Origin of the sequence: Schaalia hyovaginalis, from assembly GCF_014208035.1 — a bacterium.
Lineage (GTDB): Bacteria > Actinomycetota > Actinomycetes > Actinomycetales > Actinomycetaceae > Pauljensenia > Pauljensenia hyovaginalis.
In genome coordinates this window covers 1,709,261-1,724,723 of the sequence record NZ_JACHMK010000001.1, presented here as the reverse complement: position 1 = coordinate 1,724,723, position 15,463 = coordinate 1,709,261, and the positions used below count along the sequence as shown (strand labels likewise).

Genomic DNA, 15,463 nt, shown 5'->3' with positions numbered 1-15,463 from the left:
GGCACGCCCGCCAGGTGGCACAATGGGCCGGTCGGCATCCGGTTCACCGGTTCGCCGCCGCATTCGATGCGGCAGGACGCCCTTCGTCCGATGCGAAGGGGTCTGCGGATCCGGACCCGGGGCACCAACGAACCCAGGAGTTCCCATGAAGAAGGACATCCACCCCACGTACGTGGACACCGTTGTGACCTGCACCTGCGGCAACAGCTTCCACACCCGTTCGACCCTCGCCTCCGGCGAGATGCGCGTCGACGTCTGTTCGGCCTGCCACCCCTTCTACACGGGTAAGCAGAAGATCCTCGACACCGGCGGCCGCGTCGCCAAGTTCGAGGCCCGCTACGGAAAGCGCGTCCGCCCCTCCAAGTGAGGCCAAGGCGCACCGAGGCGACAGTGCGGCGCCGGTGACGAAGGTCACCGGCGCCGTCGCGCATCACACGCACGAGGAGGATTCGCATGCCCATCGAATCGGAGATCGAGGTCGATCTTCGCGCGCTCACGCCCCTGCTCGAGGAGTATGAGCAGGTCGAAGCCCTCATGTCGGATCCCGCGGTCCTCGGCGACCAGACGAGGATGCGCAAGGCCGGTCGGCGATTCGCAGAACTCGGAAGGATCCGCCAGGCGGCCGAGCGCATCTCGACAGCCAGAGACGACCTGGGCGCGGCGCGCGAACTCGCCGAGGAGGACCCCTCCTTCCAAGCGGAGATCCCCGCCCTCGAAGCCGAAATGGCCGCAGCGCACGACGACCTCATGCGCATCCTCGCGCCTCGCGATCCCGAGGACGCGCTCGACGTCATCCTCGAGATCAAAGCGGGGGAGGGGGGCGAGGAGTCCGCCCTCTTCGCCTCCGATCTCGCCCGCATGTACGCCAGGTACGCCGAATCGAAGGGCTGGTCGGCGACCGAACTCTCCTCGACGACCACCGAGCTGGGCGGCTTCAAGGACATCTCCCTGGCGATCCGGGCGAAGGGCGCTCCGACCCCCGACGAGGGCGTATGGGCGCACCTCAAATACGAAGGCGGAGTCCACCGCGTTCAACGAGTGCCCGTCACCGAATCCCAGGGGCGCATCCACACCTCCGCGGTCGGAGTCTTCGTCATGCCCGAGATCGAGGACGACTCCGAGATCGTCATCGATCCGAACGATCTGCGCATCGACGTTTACAGGTCCTCCGGACCGGGCGGGCAATCCGTCAACACGACGGACTCGGCCGTGCGCATCACCCACATCCCCTCCGGCATCGTCGTGTCGATGCAGAACGAGAAGTCCCAGCTCCAGAACAAGGAAGCGGCCCTGAGGGTGCTCGCCTCGCGGCTCGCGGCCGAAGCGAGGGCGAAGCGCGAAGCCGAGGCCTCGGCGCAGCGCCTCTCCCAGGTGCGCACCGTCGACCGCTCCGAGCGCATCCGCACCTACAACTTCCCCGAGAACCGCATCGCGGATCATCGCACCGGCTACAAGGCGCACAATCTCGATCGCGTCCTGGGCGGCGAACTGGCGCCCGTCATCGATTCGCTGCGCAGCGCCGACGAGACGGAGAGGCTCGCGAGGGCGGCCGGGCAGTGACCGGACGAGGGGACGCGCCGGACCGGGGCGCTTCGACGAGCCTCAACGCGCTGCTCCGCGCAGGAGCGCGCCGTCTTGAGGGGATCGAAGGCGCATCGCCCGCGGGCGATGCGCGTGAACTCGCCGAATGGGCCTTCGGAGCCGAATCCGTGTGGAGCATCCGCGAGCCCCTCGACCCCTCGGCGGTGCTGCGCTTCGAAGAGGGCGTCGCGCGCCGCGAACAGCGCGAGCCGCTCCAATGGATCACATCGCGGATGCACTTCGCCGGGCTCGCGCTGAAGGCGAGGCCCGGGGTGTTCCTCGTGAGGCCCGAAACCGAAATCCTCGTCGAAGAGGCGATCCGTCGATGCCGCGCGATCGCGGCCGAGCGGGGCGGCGTGAATGCGGTCGACCTGTGCGCAGGTTCGGGGGCGATCGGGATCGCGATCGCCCGCCACGTGCCCGGCGCGCGCGTGTGGGCCGTCGAGATCGACCAGATCGCTCGGGGCCTCGCGGCCGAGAACATCGCGGCCCTCGTCCCCGGACGGGTCGCGCTCGTCCCGGGCGATGCGACCGATCCCGGTACGCTCGCCGAACTCGACGGCGCGATCGACATCGTGGTGTCGAACCCCCCCTACGTTCCGCCCTCAGAGGCCCCCACCCAGCCCGAAGCGCTCCGCGATCCCGATCTCGCCCTCTTCGGGGGCGGAGCCGATGGAATGCAGATCCCCACCGGGATCCTCGCCCGAGCGCTCCGCCTCCTGAAGGCGGGGGGCTGCGCCCTCGTCGAACATTCCGAGAGCCAGGGGAAGGCGATGCGCCGGACGGCCCTCGGCTTCGGCTTCTCGGCGGCCCGCACGATGCCGGACCTGACCGGGCGCGACCGCTGCCTCATCGCCGAGCGTGGCAGAATGACGCGGTGACTCCTCGAATCATCCGCTGCACTCCCGCATGGAACCCTAACGACCTCGCCGAGGCCGCGGACCACGTCCGCAAGGGCGGGCTCGCCGTCGTGCCCACCGACACGGTGTACGGGATCGGAACGACCGCGACCGACGCGCGGGCCGTCCAGCGCCTCCTCGACGCCAAGGGGCGCGGCCGTCAGATGCCGCCGCCGGTCCTCGTCGCCCACGCGGGCGCCGCCGATGAACTCGCCGTCGACATCCCCGAAGGCGCGCGCCGCCTCGCCGATTCCCACTGGCCGGGCGCGCTGACGCTCATCCTCCGGGCCCGTCCCGAGCTCGGATGGGACCTGGGCGAGACTGCGGGGACGATCGCACTGCGCATGCCGGATCACGCGCCCCTTCGCGAACTCCTCGAGCGCACGGGACCGATGGCGGTGACGAGCGCGAACCTGACCGGCGAGCCCCCCGCGACGCGCATCGACGAGGCGCTGGCCTTCTTCGGGGACCGCGTCCTCCACATCGACGGCGGCCCGACGCGAGCCGCGACCCCCTCGACGATCATCGACTTCGCCCACGGCGCTCCCAGGGCTTTGCGACTCGGAGCCGTATCCTTGGAGGACCTGTCCGCATCCGCCCGGATCGACATCCTTCCCACGATCTGACATCCGATAGGGAACGCCTCCCGCATGAAGGTTTATGTCCTGCTCACGCTCATCGCGATGGGCGTCACGCTCCTCATGACGCCCCTCGTCAGGTGGGCCTGCCTGCGATGGGGGATCGTTCCCGAGCTGAGGTCGCGCGACATCCAGAAGGCCCCGATCCCCAGGCTCGGCGGCATCGCGATGACGATCGGCCTGGTCGTGACCCTCCTGATCGCCTCCCGCATCCCCTACATGGCGCCCCTGTACGCGACGAGCGTGCCCTGGGCGGTCATGTTCGCGGCCTCGGCGATGTGCCTGCTCGGCGTGATCGACGACGTCATCGAACTCGACTGGATGACCAAGCTCTCCGGGCAGATCCTCATCGCGGGCGTCATGGCCTACGCGGGCGTTCAGCTGGTCTCCTTCCCGATCTTCGGCGTGACGATCGGCTCCTCGCGCCTGTCATTGATCGTCACCGTCGTCCTGGTGGTCGGCATCGTCAACGCGGTCAACTTCATCGACGGCCTCGACGGCCTGGCCGCCGGAATGGTCGCCATCGGGGCCGGCGTCTTCTTCGTCTACTCGTACATGCTGTCGAGGCTCATGGGCGCCGCGTCCTATGCGACGACCGCCTCGCTCATCGTCGTCGCGCTGGTCGGGGTGTGCGTCGGTTTCCTGTGGTTCAACTTCCACCCCTCATCGATCATGATGGGCGGCGGCGCCGAGACCCTCGGACTGGTTCTCGCCGCCGCGGGCATCATCGTGACCGGCCAGATCGATCCGGCCCTGCTCGGGCGCCAGCAGGTCCTCGTCGGCGTCCTCCCGATCATCCTGCCGCTCTCGGTCATCTTCATGCCGATCCTCGACCTCGTCGTCACCTCGATCCGCAGGATCCGCAAGGGCAAGAGCCCGTTCAAAGCGGATCGTTCGCATTTCCACGACCGTCTGATCTTGCGGGGCCACTCGCATCGGGCGGTCGTCGCGATCCTGTGGATGTGGACGGCGCTGGTGTGCGTGCCCGCGGTCGGGCTGCTCGTCTTCGACTGGACGCGCGTCCTCTGGTTCGCCCTGCCGGCCTACGCTATCGGTGCGACGATCACGGCCTCCGAGTTCCCCGCGGCGCACCATCGCCCCTCCGCCCGCCCGCAACGAGAAGGAGACGCACGTGAGTGAGCCCACCCGGCCCGCGCCTCTTCAGAAGGCCGTCGCCTCTTTGAAGAGGCCCCTGCTCGTGATCGGCCTCCTCGCCGTCGCCTCCGCCGCGGGCTGCGGGTGGTTCGCGGGCCTCCCCCTCGCATCGATATGCGCAGCGGCAGTGATTCCCGGCGTCCTCCTCGCAGCGCAGTGGTGGGCGTTGTCGAGGGCGGCGCGGCCCGGTGCGAACGGGCCCGCATGGATCGCGGGCGCCTATCCGCTCCGGATCATACTGGTGGTCGTCGGTCTGTACGTGCCGGAGTTCTTCGGCGTCGACGTCCGATTGGCCACCGCGGTCGCCATCGCGACGATCGCGGTCTCGATGCTCGCGGAGGTGATCGTCCTGTCGAAGGCGCGTATCCCCGCGGTCGATGCGCCCCCGCTGAAGGGCGAATGAAAGATCGCGGGCCTGCGCGGGGTTGTACGGGCAGTCTTCCCGCGCCCTGCTAGACTGGCCGGGTCGCCCGGAGGGCGATTGCCCATCGATGCTGATTCGCACTAGGAGGCTGCGCTGTCTACGTCAACGACTTCGTCCGTGAGACGGGGGAGCAGCTCGAAGCCACTGTGGTACTGGGTCCTGCTGATCCTGCTCCTCGTCGTCATCGCTCTGACCGCAGTCCCCGCTTTCACGCAGCACCCGCATCAACCCGGCATCGGCGACTTCTTCCCCTCCGCCCTCTTCGGCGAGGGAACCTTCTTCGAGTTCAACCGCCTCACGCTGGCGCGCGTCGTCATGGGCGTCCTCGTCTGCATCGTCCTACTCGCAGTCGCGCGCAAGCCCAAGCTCGTGCCGGGCCGGGGCCAGATGGCCGTCGAGGCCATCGCCGAGTTCATCCGCTCGAACGTCGCCCTCGAACTCCTCGGCCCGACCAGGGGCCGCAAGTGGGCCGGTTTCGTCGGATTCGCATTCTTCGCCGTCCTCGCGATGAACCTCGCGGGCATCCTCCCGGGCATCAACATCGCCGCGTCCTCGGTCGTCGCGGTGCCGATGACCTTCGCCGTCATCTCGTACATCGCCTTCATCGGCGCGGGCGTCAAGGCCCACGGCATCGGCGGCTTCCTCAAGTCCCAGCTCATGCCCCCGGGCCTTCCGAAGCCGATGTACATCCTCATCACGCCGATCGAGTTCCTCTCGAACCTCATCGTCCGGCCCGTGACCCTCACCCTGCGACTCCTGTGCAACATGGTCTCGGGGCACCTCCTCCTCGGCATGACCTACTTCGGCACCGCGGCCCTCCTCCAGGGGATGAACGCCCTCTCGACGGCGGGGATCCTCACCGGCGCAGCGATGGTCGTGATGACCGCCTTCGAGGTCTTCGTCGCCTTCCTCCAGGCCTATATCTTCACGATCCTGACGACCGTGTACATCAAGCTGTCCGTCGAGAGTCACTGACACTCGTCGCAAAACCGCGCCCGCAGGGCGTCCGACCCAAAAGGAAAGAGCATCATGACCACCGCTGCATTCGCCTACATCGGCTACGGCCTCGCGACCCTCGGCCCGGGCCTGGGCATCGGCCTCCTCGTCGGCAAGACCCAGGAGGCGACCGCCCGTCAGCCCGAGGTCGCGGGCCGCCTCTTCACGAACATGATCATCGGCGCCGGCATGGTCGAGGCCCTCGGCCTCATCGCCTTCGTTCTTCCGCTCATCGTCAAGTGACCGCCATGCACCAGGTTTTCGCAGCCGCGGAGGAGGCCGGGGGCCTCAGCTTCATCCTCCCGCCGCTCTACGAGATCTTCTGGTCGGCGCTCGTCCTCCTCCCCGTCCTCCTCCTCGTCGGGGGCGTCGCCCTTCCCCGCCTCTACGCCACGATGGACGAGCGCCAGGCGAAGATCGCCGACGGGCTCGCCGCGGCCGATAAGGCCAAGGAGGAGCAGGCCCTCGCCGAGCGCGAGCGCGCCGACGTCCTCAAGGCCGCCAACGCCGAGGCGCACGAGATCCGCGAACGCGCCTCCGAAGAGGCGAAGGGCATCGTCGCCGCCGCTCGGACGGAGGCTCAGGAAGAGGCGTCGCGGATCCTCGAGAACGCCCAGCGTCAGATCCTCGCCGAGAAGCAGGCCGCGGAGATCTCGCTGCGCGCCGAGGTCGGACTCCTTGCGACCGAACTCGCGGAGAAGATCGTCGGCGAGCACCTCGCCGACACCGCCCTCACGAGCAGGGTCGTCGACCGCTTCCTCGATGATCTTGAGGCCGATAACGCCCGAGTCGCCCAGGAATCCGCCCGATGAACGCACAGGGAGGACTCGGCGGCGTCGCCTACTCGTCGAATCTCGAGGACGCCCTGGCGGTGCCCGGCGCCCCGGCGATGCGGATCGCCGAGGACTTCTTCGGCCTGTCCGACCTCGTCAAGACTGACGCCCGGCTCCGCCGCGCGCTCACCGATCCCTCGCGCAGCGCCCAGGAGAAGGCGTCCCTCGTCGAAGCGCTCTTCTCGGCGAAGATGAACGAGGGCACCGTGAGGATCGTGAAGGAGATGGTGGCCGGCCACTGGTCCAAGCCCGAGTCCCTCCACGACGCCGCCGAAGTCCTCGGCATCCTCGCGGTCCTCGCCGCGGCCAAGCGCGAGGGCGAGCTCGCCGCCGTGGAGGGCGAGCTCTTCGAGCTGCGCCGTTTCCTCGCCTCGCATCGCGAACTCCGGCTCACGCTGTCGGACATGTCGACCGGCGATCCCCACGAAAGAGGGGACCTCGCGACCCGCGTCTTCGCATCGAGGGTCTCGGTGTGGACGATGCGCTTGCTCCGCAGGGCCGTCGGCCGCTCGCGGCACGGACGCCTCCTGGCGAATCTTCGCCGCTTCGCCCAGTGGGCGGCCGCGATCGAGTCGAAGCTCCTCGTCACCGTCGAGACCTCGGCCGAGATGAGCGCCGAGCAGGCGGCCCGCCTGCGCAGCCTCCTCGAGGCCCGTTTCCAGCGCGAGATCGCGCTCTCGGTCTCCGTGGAGGACGGCGTGGTCGGCGGCTTCAGGCTCCGTGCCGACACCACCGCCATCGACGCGAGCCTCGCGACGAGGATCGCCGACATGAAGCGCGCTCTCGCGAGTTGACGCTCACCCCAGAACTCATACACGCACATAGAAGGAAGACTCATGGCTGACCTGTCAATCAGTCCCGAGGAGATCCGCGGCGCACTGGACGACTTCATGGAGTCCTACCGCCCCTCCGAGGTGGCGACCGAAGAAGTGGGCCACGTGACGGAGACCGCGGACGGCATCGCCCACGTCGAGGGCCTGCCCGGGACGATGGCGAACGAACTCCTCCGCTTCGCCGACGGCACGCTCGGCCTGGCGATGAACCTCGATCAGCGTGAGATCGGCACGGTCGTCCTCGGCGACTTCGGGGGCATCGAAGAGGGGCAGGTCGTCCATCGCACGGGTGAAGTCCTCTCGGTGCCGGTCGGCGACGGCTACCTCGGCCGAACGGTCGACCCGCTCGGCCGTCCGATCGACGGACTCGGTGAGATCACCGATGTCGCGGGCCGCCGCGCCCTCGAACTCCAGGCCCCCGGCGTCATGATGCGCAAGTCGGTCCACGAGCCGCTCCAGACGGGTCTGAAGGCCATCGACTCGATGATCCCGATCGGCCGCGGACAGCGCCAGCTCATCATCGGCGACCGCAAGACCGGCAAGACGGCGATCGCCCTCGACACCATCCTCAACCAGCGCGAGAACTGGAGGAGCGGCGACCCGGACAAGCAGGTCCGCTGCATCTACGTCGCGATTGGCCAGAAGGGCTCGACGATCGCCTCTGTCCGCTCGACCCTCGAGGACGCGGGCGCCATGGAGTACACGACGATCGTCGCCTCCCCGGCCTCCGACCCTGCCGGCTACAAGTACATGGCCCCCTACACGGGCTCGGCGATCGGCCAGCACTGGATGTACGAGGGCAAGCACGTCCTCATCATCTTCGACGACCTGTCCAAGCAGGCCGAGGCCTACCGGGCAGTCTCCCTCCTGCTGCGCCGCCCGCCGGGGCGCGAAGCCTACCCGGGCGACGTCTTCTACCTCCACTCCCGCCTCCTCGAGCGCTGCGCGAAGCTCTCCGACGAGCTCGGCGGCGGTTCGATGACCGGCCTGCCGATCATCGAGACGAAGGCGAACGACGTGTCGGCCTACATCCCGACGAACGTCATCTCGATCACGGACGGCCAGATCTTCCTCCAGTCCGACCTGTTCAACTCGAACCAGCGCCCCGCGGTCGACGTCGGCATCTCGGTGTCCCGAGTCGGCGGCGACGCTCAGGTGAAGGCGATGAAGAAGGTCGCGGGCACTCTCAAGCTCACGCTCGCCCAGTACCGCTCGATGGCTGCCTTCGCGATGTTCGCCTCGGACCTCGATGCTGCGACGCGTCAGCAGCTCACGCGCGGCGAGCGCCTCATGGAGCTCCTCAAGCAGCCCCAGTTCTCGCCGTACACGACCTCCCAGCAGGTCGCGTCGATCTGGACGGGCACGCACGGATACCTCGACGACCTCGAGGTGGCAGACGTGCTCCCCTTCGAGCACGCGCTCCTCGAGCACCTCAAGGCGAACTCGGCGGTCCTCGACGAGATCCAGTCGACCGGCCTGCTCACCGAGGAGACCGAAGCGGAGCTCAAGGCGCAGGTCGAGGCCTTCCACGAGCAGTGGATCCTCGCCGGCCGCGGCGCCGCCCTCGATGATTCGGATGTGGAGGCGGAGCGCACCCGCGAGGAGATCACGCGGAGCCGTCCCTCGGGCGAGAAGGCCTGAGCGATGGGCGGTCAGCAGAGGATCTACAAGCAGCGCATCGCCTCGACGCGCACGCTCGCGAAGGTCTTCCGCGCGATGGAGATGATCGCGGCGTCGAGGATCGGGGCCGCCCGCCGTGCGGCCGCCGGCCTCGGGCCCTACGAGAAGGCGCTCACGCAGGCGGTCGCGGCGGTCGCGGTCCACACGGATCTCGATCATCCGCTCACCCTCGAGCGCTACGACACCCCTCGCGTGGCCGTGCTCGTGATCGCCTCCGATCGCGGCATGGCGGGAGCCTACTCGGCGACGATCCTGAGGGAGTCGGAGCGCCTGGTCGCCCGTCTCAAGGACGAGGGCAAGGAGCCCGTCGTCTACACCTTCGGGCGGCGCGCCAAGTCATACTTCAACTTCCGGGGCGTCCCGATCGAGCGCTCCTGGGAGGGCGAGTCGGATGCGCCGACCCCGGAGACGACGCGCGAGATCGCACGTGAACTCCTCGAGCGCTTCCTCGACGAGAACCGGATGGGGGGCGTGTCCGAGGTCCACCTCGTCTACACGCGCTTCGTGTCGGTCATGCGCCAGGTCCCGGAGGTCCGGCAGATGCTGCCCCTCCTCGTGGTCGACGCGCCCGAGGGCGATGCCGAGCGCGGGGCCGAAAGGGGATTCCAGGACGATCCTTCAGCGACCTTGCCCGAGTACGAATTCATCCCCTCGGCCGAGGCCGTCCTCGATACGCTGCTCCCGCTCTACGTCGAGAGCCGGATCCACAACGTCCTCCTCCAGTCGGCGGCTTCCGAACTGGCCTCGCGCCAGCGCGCGATGCACACCGCCACAGACAACGCCGAGGAGCTCATCACCAAGTACACGCGCCTGGCGAATTCCGCCCGCCAGGCGGACATCACCCAGGAGATCAGCGAGATCGTGGGCGGGGCCGACGCGCTGGTCGCCGGCTGATCCCAAGGACACGGAGTAAGAACATGAGTCAGGAAACAGCAGTCGCGCAGGGCCGCGTCGCCAGGGTCGTCGGACCCGTCGTCGACGTGGAGTTCCCGCCGGATTCGATCCCGCCCCTGTACAACGCGCTTCACGTCGATGTGAACCTCGCCGGGCAGGGCGAGGGCGAGGCGAGCTTCACAATGACGCTCGAGGTCGCCCAGCACCTCGGCGACAACCTCGTGCGCACGATCGCACTCAAGCCGACCGACGGTCTGGTCCGCGGGGCCCTCGTCACCGACACGGGAGCCCCGATCTCGGTGCCCGTCGGCGACATCACGAAGGGCCACGTCTTCAACGTGACGGGCGAGCCCCTCAACCTCAAGGAGGGCGAGACCCTCGAGATCACCGAACGCTGGCCGATCCACCGCCAGCCCCCGGCCTTCGACCAGCTCGAGGCCCGCACGAAGATGTTCGAGACGGGCATCAAGGTCATCGACCTGCTCACCCCCTACGTCCAGGGCGGCAAGATCGGCCTCTTCGGCGGTGCGGGCGTCGGCAAGACGGTCCTCATCCAGGAGATGATCCAGCGCGTCGCCCAGGATCACGGCGGCGTCTCGGTGTTCGCCGGCGTCGGCGAGCGCACCCGTGAGGGCAACGATCTTATCCGCGAGATGGAGGAGGCGGGCGTCTTCGACAAGACCGCCCTCGTCTTCGGCCAGATGGACGAGCCGCCGGGGACGCGTCTTCGCATCGCGCTGACGGGCCTGACGATGGCGGAGTACTTCCGCGACGTCCAGCACCAGGACGTGCTCCTCTTCATCGACAACATCTTCCGCTTCACGCAGGCCGGTTCGGAGGTCTCGACCCTGCTCGGCCGCATGCCCTCGGCCGTGGGCTACCAGCCGAATCTCGCCGATGAAATGGGACAGCTCCAGGAGCGCATCACCTCCGCGGGCGGCCACTCGATCACCTCGCTCCAGGCGATCTACGTCCCGGCGGACGACTACACGGATCCGGCGCCGGCGACGACCTTCGCCCACCTCGATGCGACCACCGAGCTGTCGCGCGAGATCGCCTCGAGGGGCATCTACCCGGCCGTGGACCCGCTCGCCTCGACCTCGAGGATCCTCGATCCTCAGCTCGTGGGCCGCGAGCACTACGACACGGCGACGCACGTGAAGGCGATCCTCCAGAAGAACAAGGAGCTTCAGGACATCATCGCGATCCTCGGCGTCGACGAGCTGTCCGAAGAGGACAAGGTCACGGTGTCCAGGGCGCGCAGGATCGAGCAGTTCCTCTCGCAGAACACCTACATGGCCGAGAAGTTCACCGGCGTCCCGGGCTCGACCGTACCCCTGTCGGAGACCATCGAGGCCTTCAAGCGCATCGCCGAGGGCTACTACGACAAGGTCCCCGAGCAGGCCTTCTACAACATCGGCGGCATCGAGGACCTCGAGCGCAAGTGGCACGAGCTCGAGAAGGACGCCTGATGGCGAATCGCGTTCTTCAGGTCGAGATCGTCTCCCACGAGGGCAGGCTCTGGCACGGCACCGGCAGCGCCGTGCGGATCCCCCTGGTCGACGGTCAGCTCGGCATCCTGCCGGGCCGTCAGCCCCTGCTCGCCCAGCTCGATTCCGGTTCGGTGGCCGTGACGACCGGTGAAGGAGTCAAGATCTTCGACATCGAAGGCGGATTCGCGTCTGTCGACTCCGATTTCGTGACCGTCGTCGCCGATCACGGTACAGTTTCCTGAAAGAGGAGCCCCCGTCCGGAGCACCCGGACGGGGGCTCTCCTCATCGACATCACCATCTTCGCGATCGGAGGGGAATCATGGACGGAGTACTGCTGCCGCTCGCGGTTGTGCTGATCGCCCTCGTCGTCATCGCCCTTGCGGTCCTCGCGTACATCAATATCCGTGCGCGCCGGTTGGACGGCAGACTCGGCGCCTTCAGATGCTGGTCGCGTCCCGATACCCAGTCGGGGTGGACATCCGGGATCGGCTTGTACGGCTCCGAGGAGCTCTCCTGGTACCGCCTCGTGGGCTTCTCGAACAAGCCCGTCTACACGGTCGCACGACGCAATCTCGAACTGTCCTCCCCGGTCCAGCACTCCCAGGACGGCTCGATGCTCGAGATCCGCCTCCGTTCGGGGGACAAGCGCTACGAAGTCGCGGTCGCATCGCACACCTACAACGCCCTCGTCTCCTGGATCGAATCGGGGCCGCCTCGGCCCAGGGCGTGATCCGCTGCTAGGCTCGCCCCCGTGCGAGTTCTCATTGCGACGTGCACTGTCGACTACTCCGGTCGGCTGAGCGCCCATCTCGATCCCGCCAAGCGGGTCATCATGTTCAAAGCGGACGGGTCGGTCCTCATCCATTCCGATGGGGGCTCCTACAAGCCTCTCAACTGGATGAATGCGCCGTGCTCCGTCACCTGCGAGGCGATGGACGAGGCCGAGGAGGCCGACGGCGTGACGGAGGTGTGGACGGTCCAGGCCGATAAGACGGATGATCGCCTCGTCATCCGCATCCACGAGATCGTCTCCGATGTCGTGGAGGACCTCGGAGTGGATCCGGGACTGGTCAAGGACGGGGTCGAGACCCACCTTCAGGAACTGCTCGCCGAGCAGGTCCCCCAGATCCTCGGCGAGGACTTCTCCCTCGTGCGACGCGAGTACCCGACCCCCATCGGGCCGGTCGACCTCATGGTGCGCGATGCGGGCGGCGCCTATTACGCGATCGAGGTGAAGCGAAGGGGCGGGATCGACGGGGTCGAGCAGTTGACGCGCTACCTCGATCTGCTGTCCCGGGATCCGCTGCTTCCGGAGCTGTCTGGGATCTTCGCCGCTCAGGAGATCACGAAGCAGGCGCGCACTCTTGCGCAGGACCGCGGAATCCGATGCCTCGTCCTGGATTACGACGCGATGCGCGGCTTCGACGACCCCGAGTCGAGACTCTTCTGATGCGGGCCCTGCCCACGGGCCTGTCCCTGCTGCGCATCGTGGCCCAGGGGCTGGTGCCCGCGACGGGCAGCCCTTCGCCCGTCGCCGCGGTGGGGCGCATGCTGGCGATCCAGGGCCAGCAGGTGTCCGCGATTCCTCACGCGATCCTCGCGCGGGCTCCGCATTCGTCGCGCGCCGAGGTGAAGGAGGCCTTCGATTCCGCCCGCCTCGTGCGCTCCTGGCCGATGCGCGGCACCGTTCACATCACGATCGCCGAGGATCATCACTGGCTCCGAGCGGCCCTCAAGCACCGCTACGGCGCCTCGCAGCCCGCGGCGCTTCGAGGCGTCGATGACGCCCTCGTCACGAGGGCGGGCGAGCTCGCCCTGAGCGCCATCGCGAGGCGCTCGCCGAAATCGCGAGGCGTTATGCGATCGGGCACGGGCCGGTTGGCGTTCACGACCTGGCGCGCTGGACGACGCTGCCCCTCGGGGAGTCCCTGCGCGCCCTCGAGGACGCCTGCGAGGCCGGTGAAGACGACGAGGGGAGGGCGCTGAAGCGGATCCGCGTCGAAAGGGGCGCGCGCGGCGGTTGGGCGCCCGAGCCCCGCAGGCCCTCGCTTTCGGACCCGGATGTCTACTACATGCTTTCGGACCTCGAGGATCGTGCGAGGGAGTCGCTGGACGCGGCCAGGGCGACGATGCTCCTCGCCTCCTTCGACGAACTCCACGTCGGGTACAAGGACCGCTCCTGCCTCACCGACGAGTCGGGGGAGGCGCTCATCTGCCCGGCGAGGAACGGCATGTTCAGGCCGATCGTCGTGGACGCGGGGCGCCTCGTCGCGGTCCATCCGGTCAAAGAGGGGCTGATCTTCCTCGAGGAGGCGCCCTCTGCGGCCCTGCGCGGCCGCGTCGAGCGGGCGCTGTCGGCGACTCTGAGCAGACTCGGGGGCTGAGCGCCGCCCTTCGCACCGGTGGCACAATGGAGCCATGAGTTCAATGGTGAAGATTCGCGGAAGAATCGTGACGGCTGATCGGATCGTCGAAGACGGTGTCATCGTCGCTAAGGACGGGGTCATCACTGAGGTCATCGATGCCTCTGGGCCGAAGAGCACCCGTGAGGAGGACGCCCTTAGATCGACCCCCTCCCGGGGGACGACGATTCTCCCCGGCCTCGTCGACGTCCACTGCCACGGCGGGGGCGGGGCCTCCTTCCCGAACGCGGGGACGCGCGAGGAGGCGATGACCGCCGTCCTCGAGCACCGCAGGCACGGGACCACCTCGCTGGTCGCCTCGCTCGTCACGGCCTCCCGCGACGTCCTCCGGGAGCGGTCGGCGCTTCTCGCCGAGCTCGCCGATGACGGCGAACTCGCGGGGATCCACTTCGAAGGCCCCTTCATCTCCTTCGAGCGCTGCGGCGCCCAGGACCCCGCCTACATCATCGATCCCGATCCGCGCTTCACCCGGGAGCTGCTCGGCATCTGCCGCGGGCACGCGCTCACCATGACGCTCGCCCCCGAGAAGCAGGGGGCTTACGGTGAGGGCTCGGTCGCCGAGGCCCTGGTCGAAGGCGGGGCCCTGCCCTCATGGGGCCACACCGATTCGGGCTCGCTCCATGCGCGCGAGGCGCTCGAATACTCGCGCGACATCCTGGACCGCACCGAGGGGCGGCGCAGCGCGAATGCAACGATCACGCATCTCTTCAACGGCATGCGCCCCCTGCATCACCGGGACACGGGCCCGATCGCCGAATTCCTGTCCGACGCCACCAGGGGAGGGGCCATCGCGGAGATGATCTGCGACGGCGTCCACCTCGATCCTTCGCTCGTCCGGGACGTCGTGGAGATCCTCGGCCGTGACGCCTGCGTCCTGGTCACCGATGCGATGGAGGCCGCCGGAATGCCCGACGGCGAGTACGTGCTCGGTTCGCAGAAGGTGTCGGTCGAGGACGGGCGCGCGCTCATCAGCGGGCAGGGGACGCTCGCCGGCGGCACAGCCCACCTCCTCGATTGCGTGCGCACGGCGGTCGGGGCCGGGATCAGCCTCGTCGACGCCGTGTACATGTCCTCCGTTCAAGGCGCGAGAATCCTCGGCCGCGAGGACATCGGGTGCATCGAGGCGGGCAGGCGCGCGGACCTCCTGGAGGTCGATGAGGGGCTCCGTCCGATCCGGGTGTTCAAAGACGGCGCGTTGATCCGATGAACGGCGCATCGAAGCGATGAGAGGACGGCGTTCGCGCAAACGCCCGTGGAATGAGCATCACCGTGATCTCGACATGGGATCCCTGGCCTCGATGCCGCGCACTCAGAGCGGGCCGGACGGCCGCGAATACCGGGTGCAGCGCCTGAGCTCCTCGGCGAAGGCCTACATCTGCCCCGCCTGCGCCCGCCCGATCCCCCTGGGAACGGCCCACGTCGTGGCATGGCCCCTTGAAGCCCCCTACGGGCTCCCCGAAGGGGTGGATGCGCGCAGGCACTGGCATACGGAGTGCTGGAGGCGGGGCCTGCGCCCTCTGTGAGGCCCTTTCCCGCCCTGATGAGCGCGATGGTTATCATGCATTTGATCACTGGAGGCCGTCATCGGCTGTCGTCGCCAGCACGGGCCGCCT

General features: G+C 68.3%; 20 protein-coding genes. All 20 read left to right on the top strand.

Features of this window, described 5'->3' with window-relative positions; translation table 11 throughout:
* Positions 1-145 precede the first annotated feature (145 nt).
* The 20 genes from rpmE to HD592_RS07485 all read left to right on the top strand — a co-directional run bounded on the left by rpmE (position 146) and on the right by HD592_RS07485 (position 15,373).
* Positions 146-367, top strand: a complete 222-nt coding sequence (rpmE, locus tag HD592_RS07575; RefSeq protein WP_154477266.1) for a 50S ribosomal protein L31 — start codon at positions 146-148, stop codon at positions 365-367.
* A gap of 86 nt (positions 368-453) precedes the next feature.
* Complete coding sequence (gene prfA / locus HD592_RS07570) at positions 454-1,560, top strand: peptide chain release factor 1 (RefSeq protein ID WP_184453025.1); 1,107 nt, start codon at positions 454-456, stop codon at positions 1,558-1,560.
* Positions 1,557-2,462: a N5-glutamine methyltransferase family protein gene (locus HD592_RS07565; protein WP_343058767.1), complete on the top strand. Its 906-nt coding sequence runs from the start codon at positions 1,557-1,559 to the stop codon at positions 2,460-2,462. Before prfA ends, HD592_RS07565 begins: the two co-directional genes overlap by 4 nt.
* Positions 2,459-3,106, top strand: coding sequence for an L-threonylcarbamoyladenylate synthase (locus tag HD592_RS07560; RefSeq protein ID WP_184453023.1), 648 nt, complete (start codon positions 2,459-2,461; stop codon positions 3,104-3,106). The genes HD592_RS07565 and HD592_RS07560 overlap by 4 nt, the downstream gene beginning before the upstream one ends.
* Positions 3,107-3,130: 24 nt before the next feature.
* Positions 3,131-4,258, top strand: coding sequence for a glycosyltransferase family 4 protein (locus tag HD592_RS07555; RefSeq protein ID WP_184453021.1), 1,128 nt, complete (start codon positions 3,131-3,133; stop codon positions 4,256-4,258).
* The gene (locus HD592_RS07550; RefSeq protein ID WP_184453019.1) at positions 4,251-4,676 is read left to right on the top strand and encodes a hypothetical protein; all 426 of its coding nucleotides are present in this window, start codon (positions 4,251-4,253) and stop codon (positions 4,674-4,676) included. Before HD592_RS07555 ends, HD592_RS07550 begins: the two co-directional genes overlap by 8 nt.
* Before the next feature lie 138 nt (positions 4,677-4,814).
* A complete protein-coding gene (atpB, locus tag HD592_RS07545; RefSeq protein WP_303774702.1) occupies positions 4,815-5,672 on the top strand; it encodes a F0F1 ATP synthase subunit A in 858 nt (285 codons plus the stop codon).
* A 54-nt stretch (positions 5,673-5,726) separates the two neighbouring features.
* Entirely contained in the window at positions 5,727-5,936 is a 210-nt protein-coding gene (gene atpE / locus HD592_RS07540; protein ID WP_184453017.1) for an ATP synthase F0 subunit C, read from the top strand.
* A 5-nt stretch (positions 5,937-5,941) separates the two neighbouring features.
* Complete coding sequence (gene atpF / locus HD592_RS07535; RefSeq protein ID WP_184454555.1) at positions 5,942-6,505, top strand: F0F1 ATP synthase subunit B; 564 nt, start codon at positions 5,942-5,944, stop codon at positions 6,503-6,505.
* Positions 6,502-7,320: a F0F1 ATP synthase subunit delta gene (locus HD592_RS07530; RefSeq protein WP_184453015.1), complete on the top strand. Its 819-nt coding sequence runs from the start codon at positions 6,502-6,504 to the stop codon at positions 7,318-7,320. The genes atpF and HD592_RS07530 overlap by 4 nt, the downstream gene beginning before the upstream one ends.
* Positions 7,321-7,362: 42 nt before the next feature.
* Positions 7,363-9,000 (top strand): F0F1 ATP synthase subunit alpha, encoded by a 1,638-nt coding sequence (gene atpA, locus HD592_RS07525; protein WP_184453013.1) that lies wholly within the window; start codon positions 7,363-7,365, stop codon positions 8,998-9,000.
* A 3-nt stretch (positions 9,001-9,003) separates the two neighbouring features.
* The gene (locus tag HD592_RS07520; RefSeq protein WP_184453011.1) at positions 9,004-9,933 is read left to right on the top strand and encodes a F0F1 ATP synthase subunit gamma; all 930 of its coding nucleotides are present in this window, start codon (positions 9,004-9,006) and stop codon (positions 9,931-9,933) included.
* A gap of 23 nt (positions 9,934-9,956) precedes the next feature.
* Positions 9,957-11,405, top strand: a complete 1,449-nt coding sequence (gene atpD / locus HD592_RS07515) for a F0F1 ATP synthase subunit beta (RefSeq protein ID WP_184453009.1) — start codon at positions 9,957-9,959, stop codon at positions 11,403-11,405.
* A complete protein-coding gene (locus HD592_RS07510; RefSeq protein ID WP_184453007.1) occupies positions 11,405-11,668 on the top strand; it encodes a F0F1 ATP synthase subunit delta/epsilon in 264 nt (87 codons plus the stop codon). Before atpD ends, HD592_RS07510 begins: the two co-directional genes overlap by 1 nt.
* Positions 11,669-11,746: 78 nt before the next feature.
* The gene (locus HD592_RS07505; protein ID WP_184453005.1) at positions 11,747-12,157 is read left to right on the top strand and encodes a DUF2550 family protein; all 411 of its coding nucleotides are present in this window, start codon (positions 11,747-11,749) and stop codon (positions 12,155-12,157) included.
* Positions 12,158-12,178: 21 nt separating this feature from the next.
* Positions 12,179-12,877, top strand: coding sequence for an endonuclease NucS (gene nucS, locus HD592_RS07500; protein WP_184453003.1), 699 nt, complete (start codon positions 12,179-12,181; stop codon positions 12,875-12,877).
* Positions 12,877-13,413: a DNA glycosylase AlkZ-like family protein gene (locus HD592_RS12195; RefSeq protein WP_246430001.1), complete on the top strand. Its 537-nt coding sequence runs from the start codon at positions 12,877-12,879 to the stop codon at positions 13,411-13,413. Before nucS ends, HD592_RS12195 begins: the two co-directional genes overlap by 1 nt.
* The gene (locus HD592_RS12190) at positions 13,320-13,811 is read left to right on the top strand and encodes a DNA glycosylase AlkZ-like family protein (RefSeq protein WP_343058819.1); all 492 of its coding nucleotides are present in this window, start codon (positions 13,320-13,322) and stop codon (positions 13,809-13,811) included. Before HD592_RS12195 ends, HD592_RS12190 begins: the two co-directional genes overlap by 94 nt.
* A 34-nt stretch (positions 13,812-13,845) precedes the next feature.
* Entirely contained in the window at positions 13,846-15,057 is a 1,212-nt protein-coding gene (locus tag HD592_RS07490; RefSeq protein ID WP_184453001.1) for an N-acetylglucosamine-6-phosphate deacetylase, read from the top strand.
* A gap of 16 nt (positions 15,058-15,073) precedes the next feature.
* A complete protein-coding gene (locus HD592_RS07485; RefSeq protein WP_246430000.1) occupies positions 15,074-15,373 on the top strand; it encodes a hypothetical protein in 300 nt (99 codons plus the stop codon).
* The last annotated feature ends 90 nt before the right edge of the window (positions 15,374-15,463 follow it).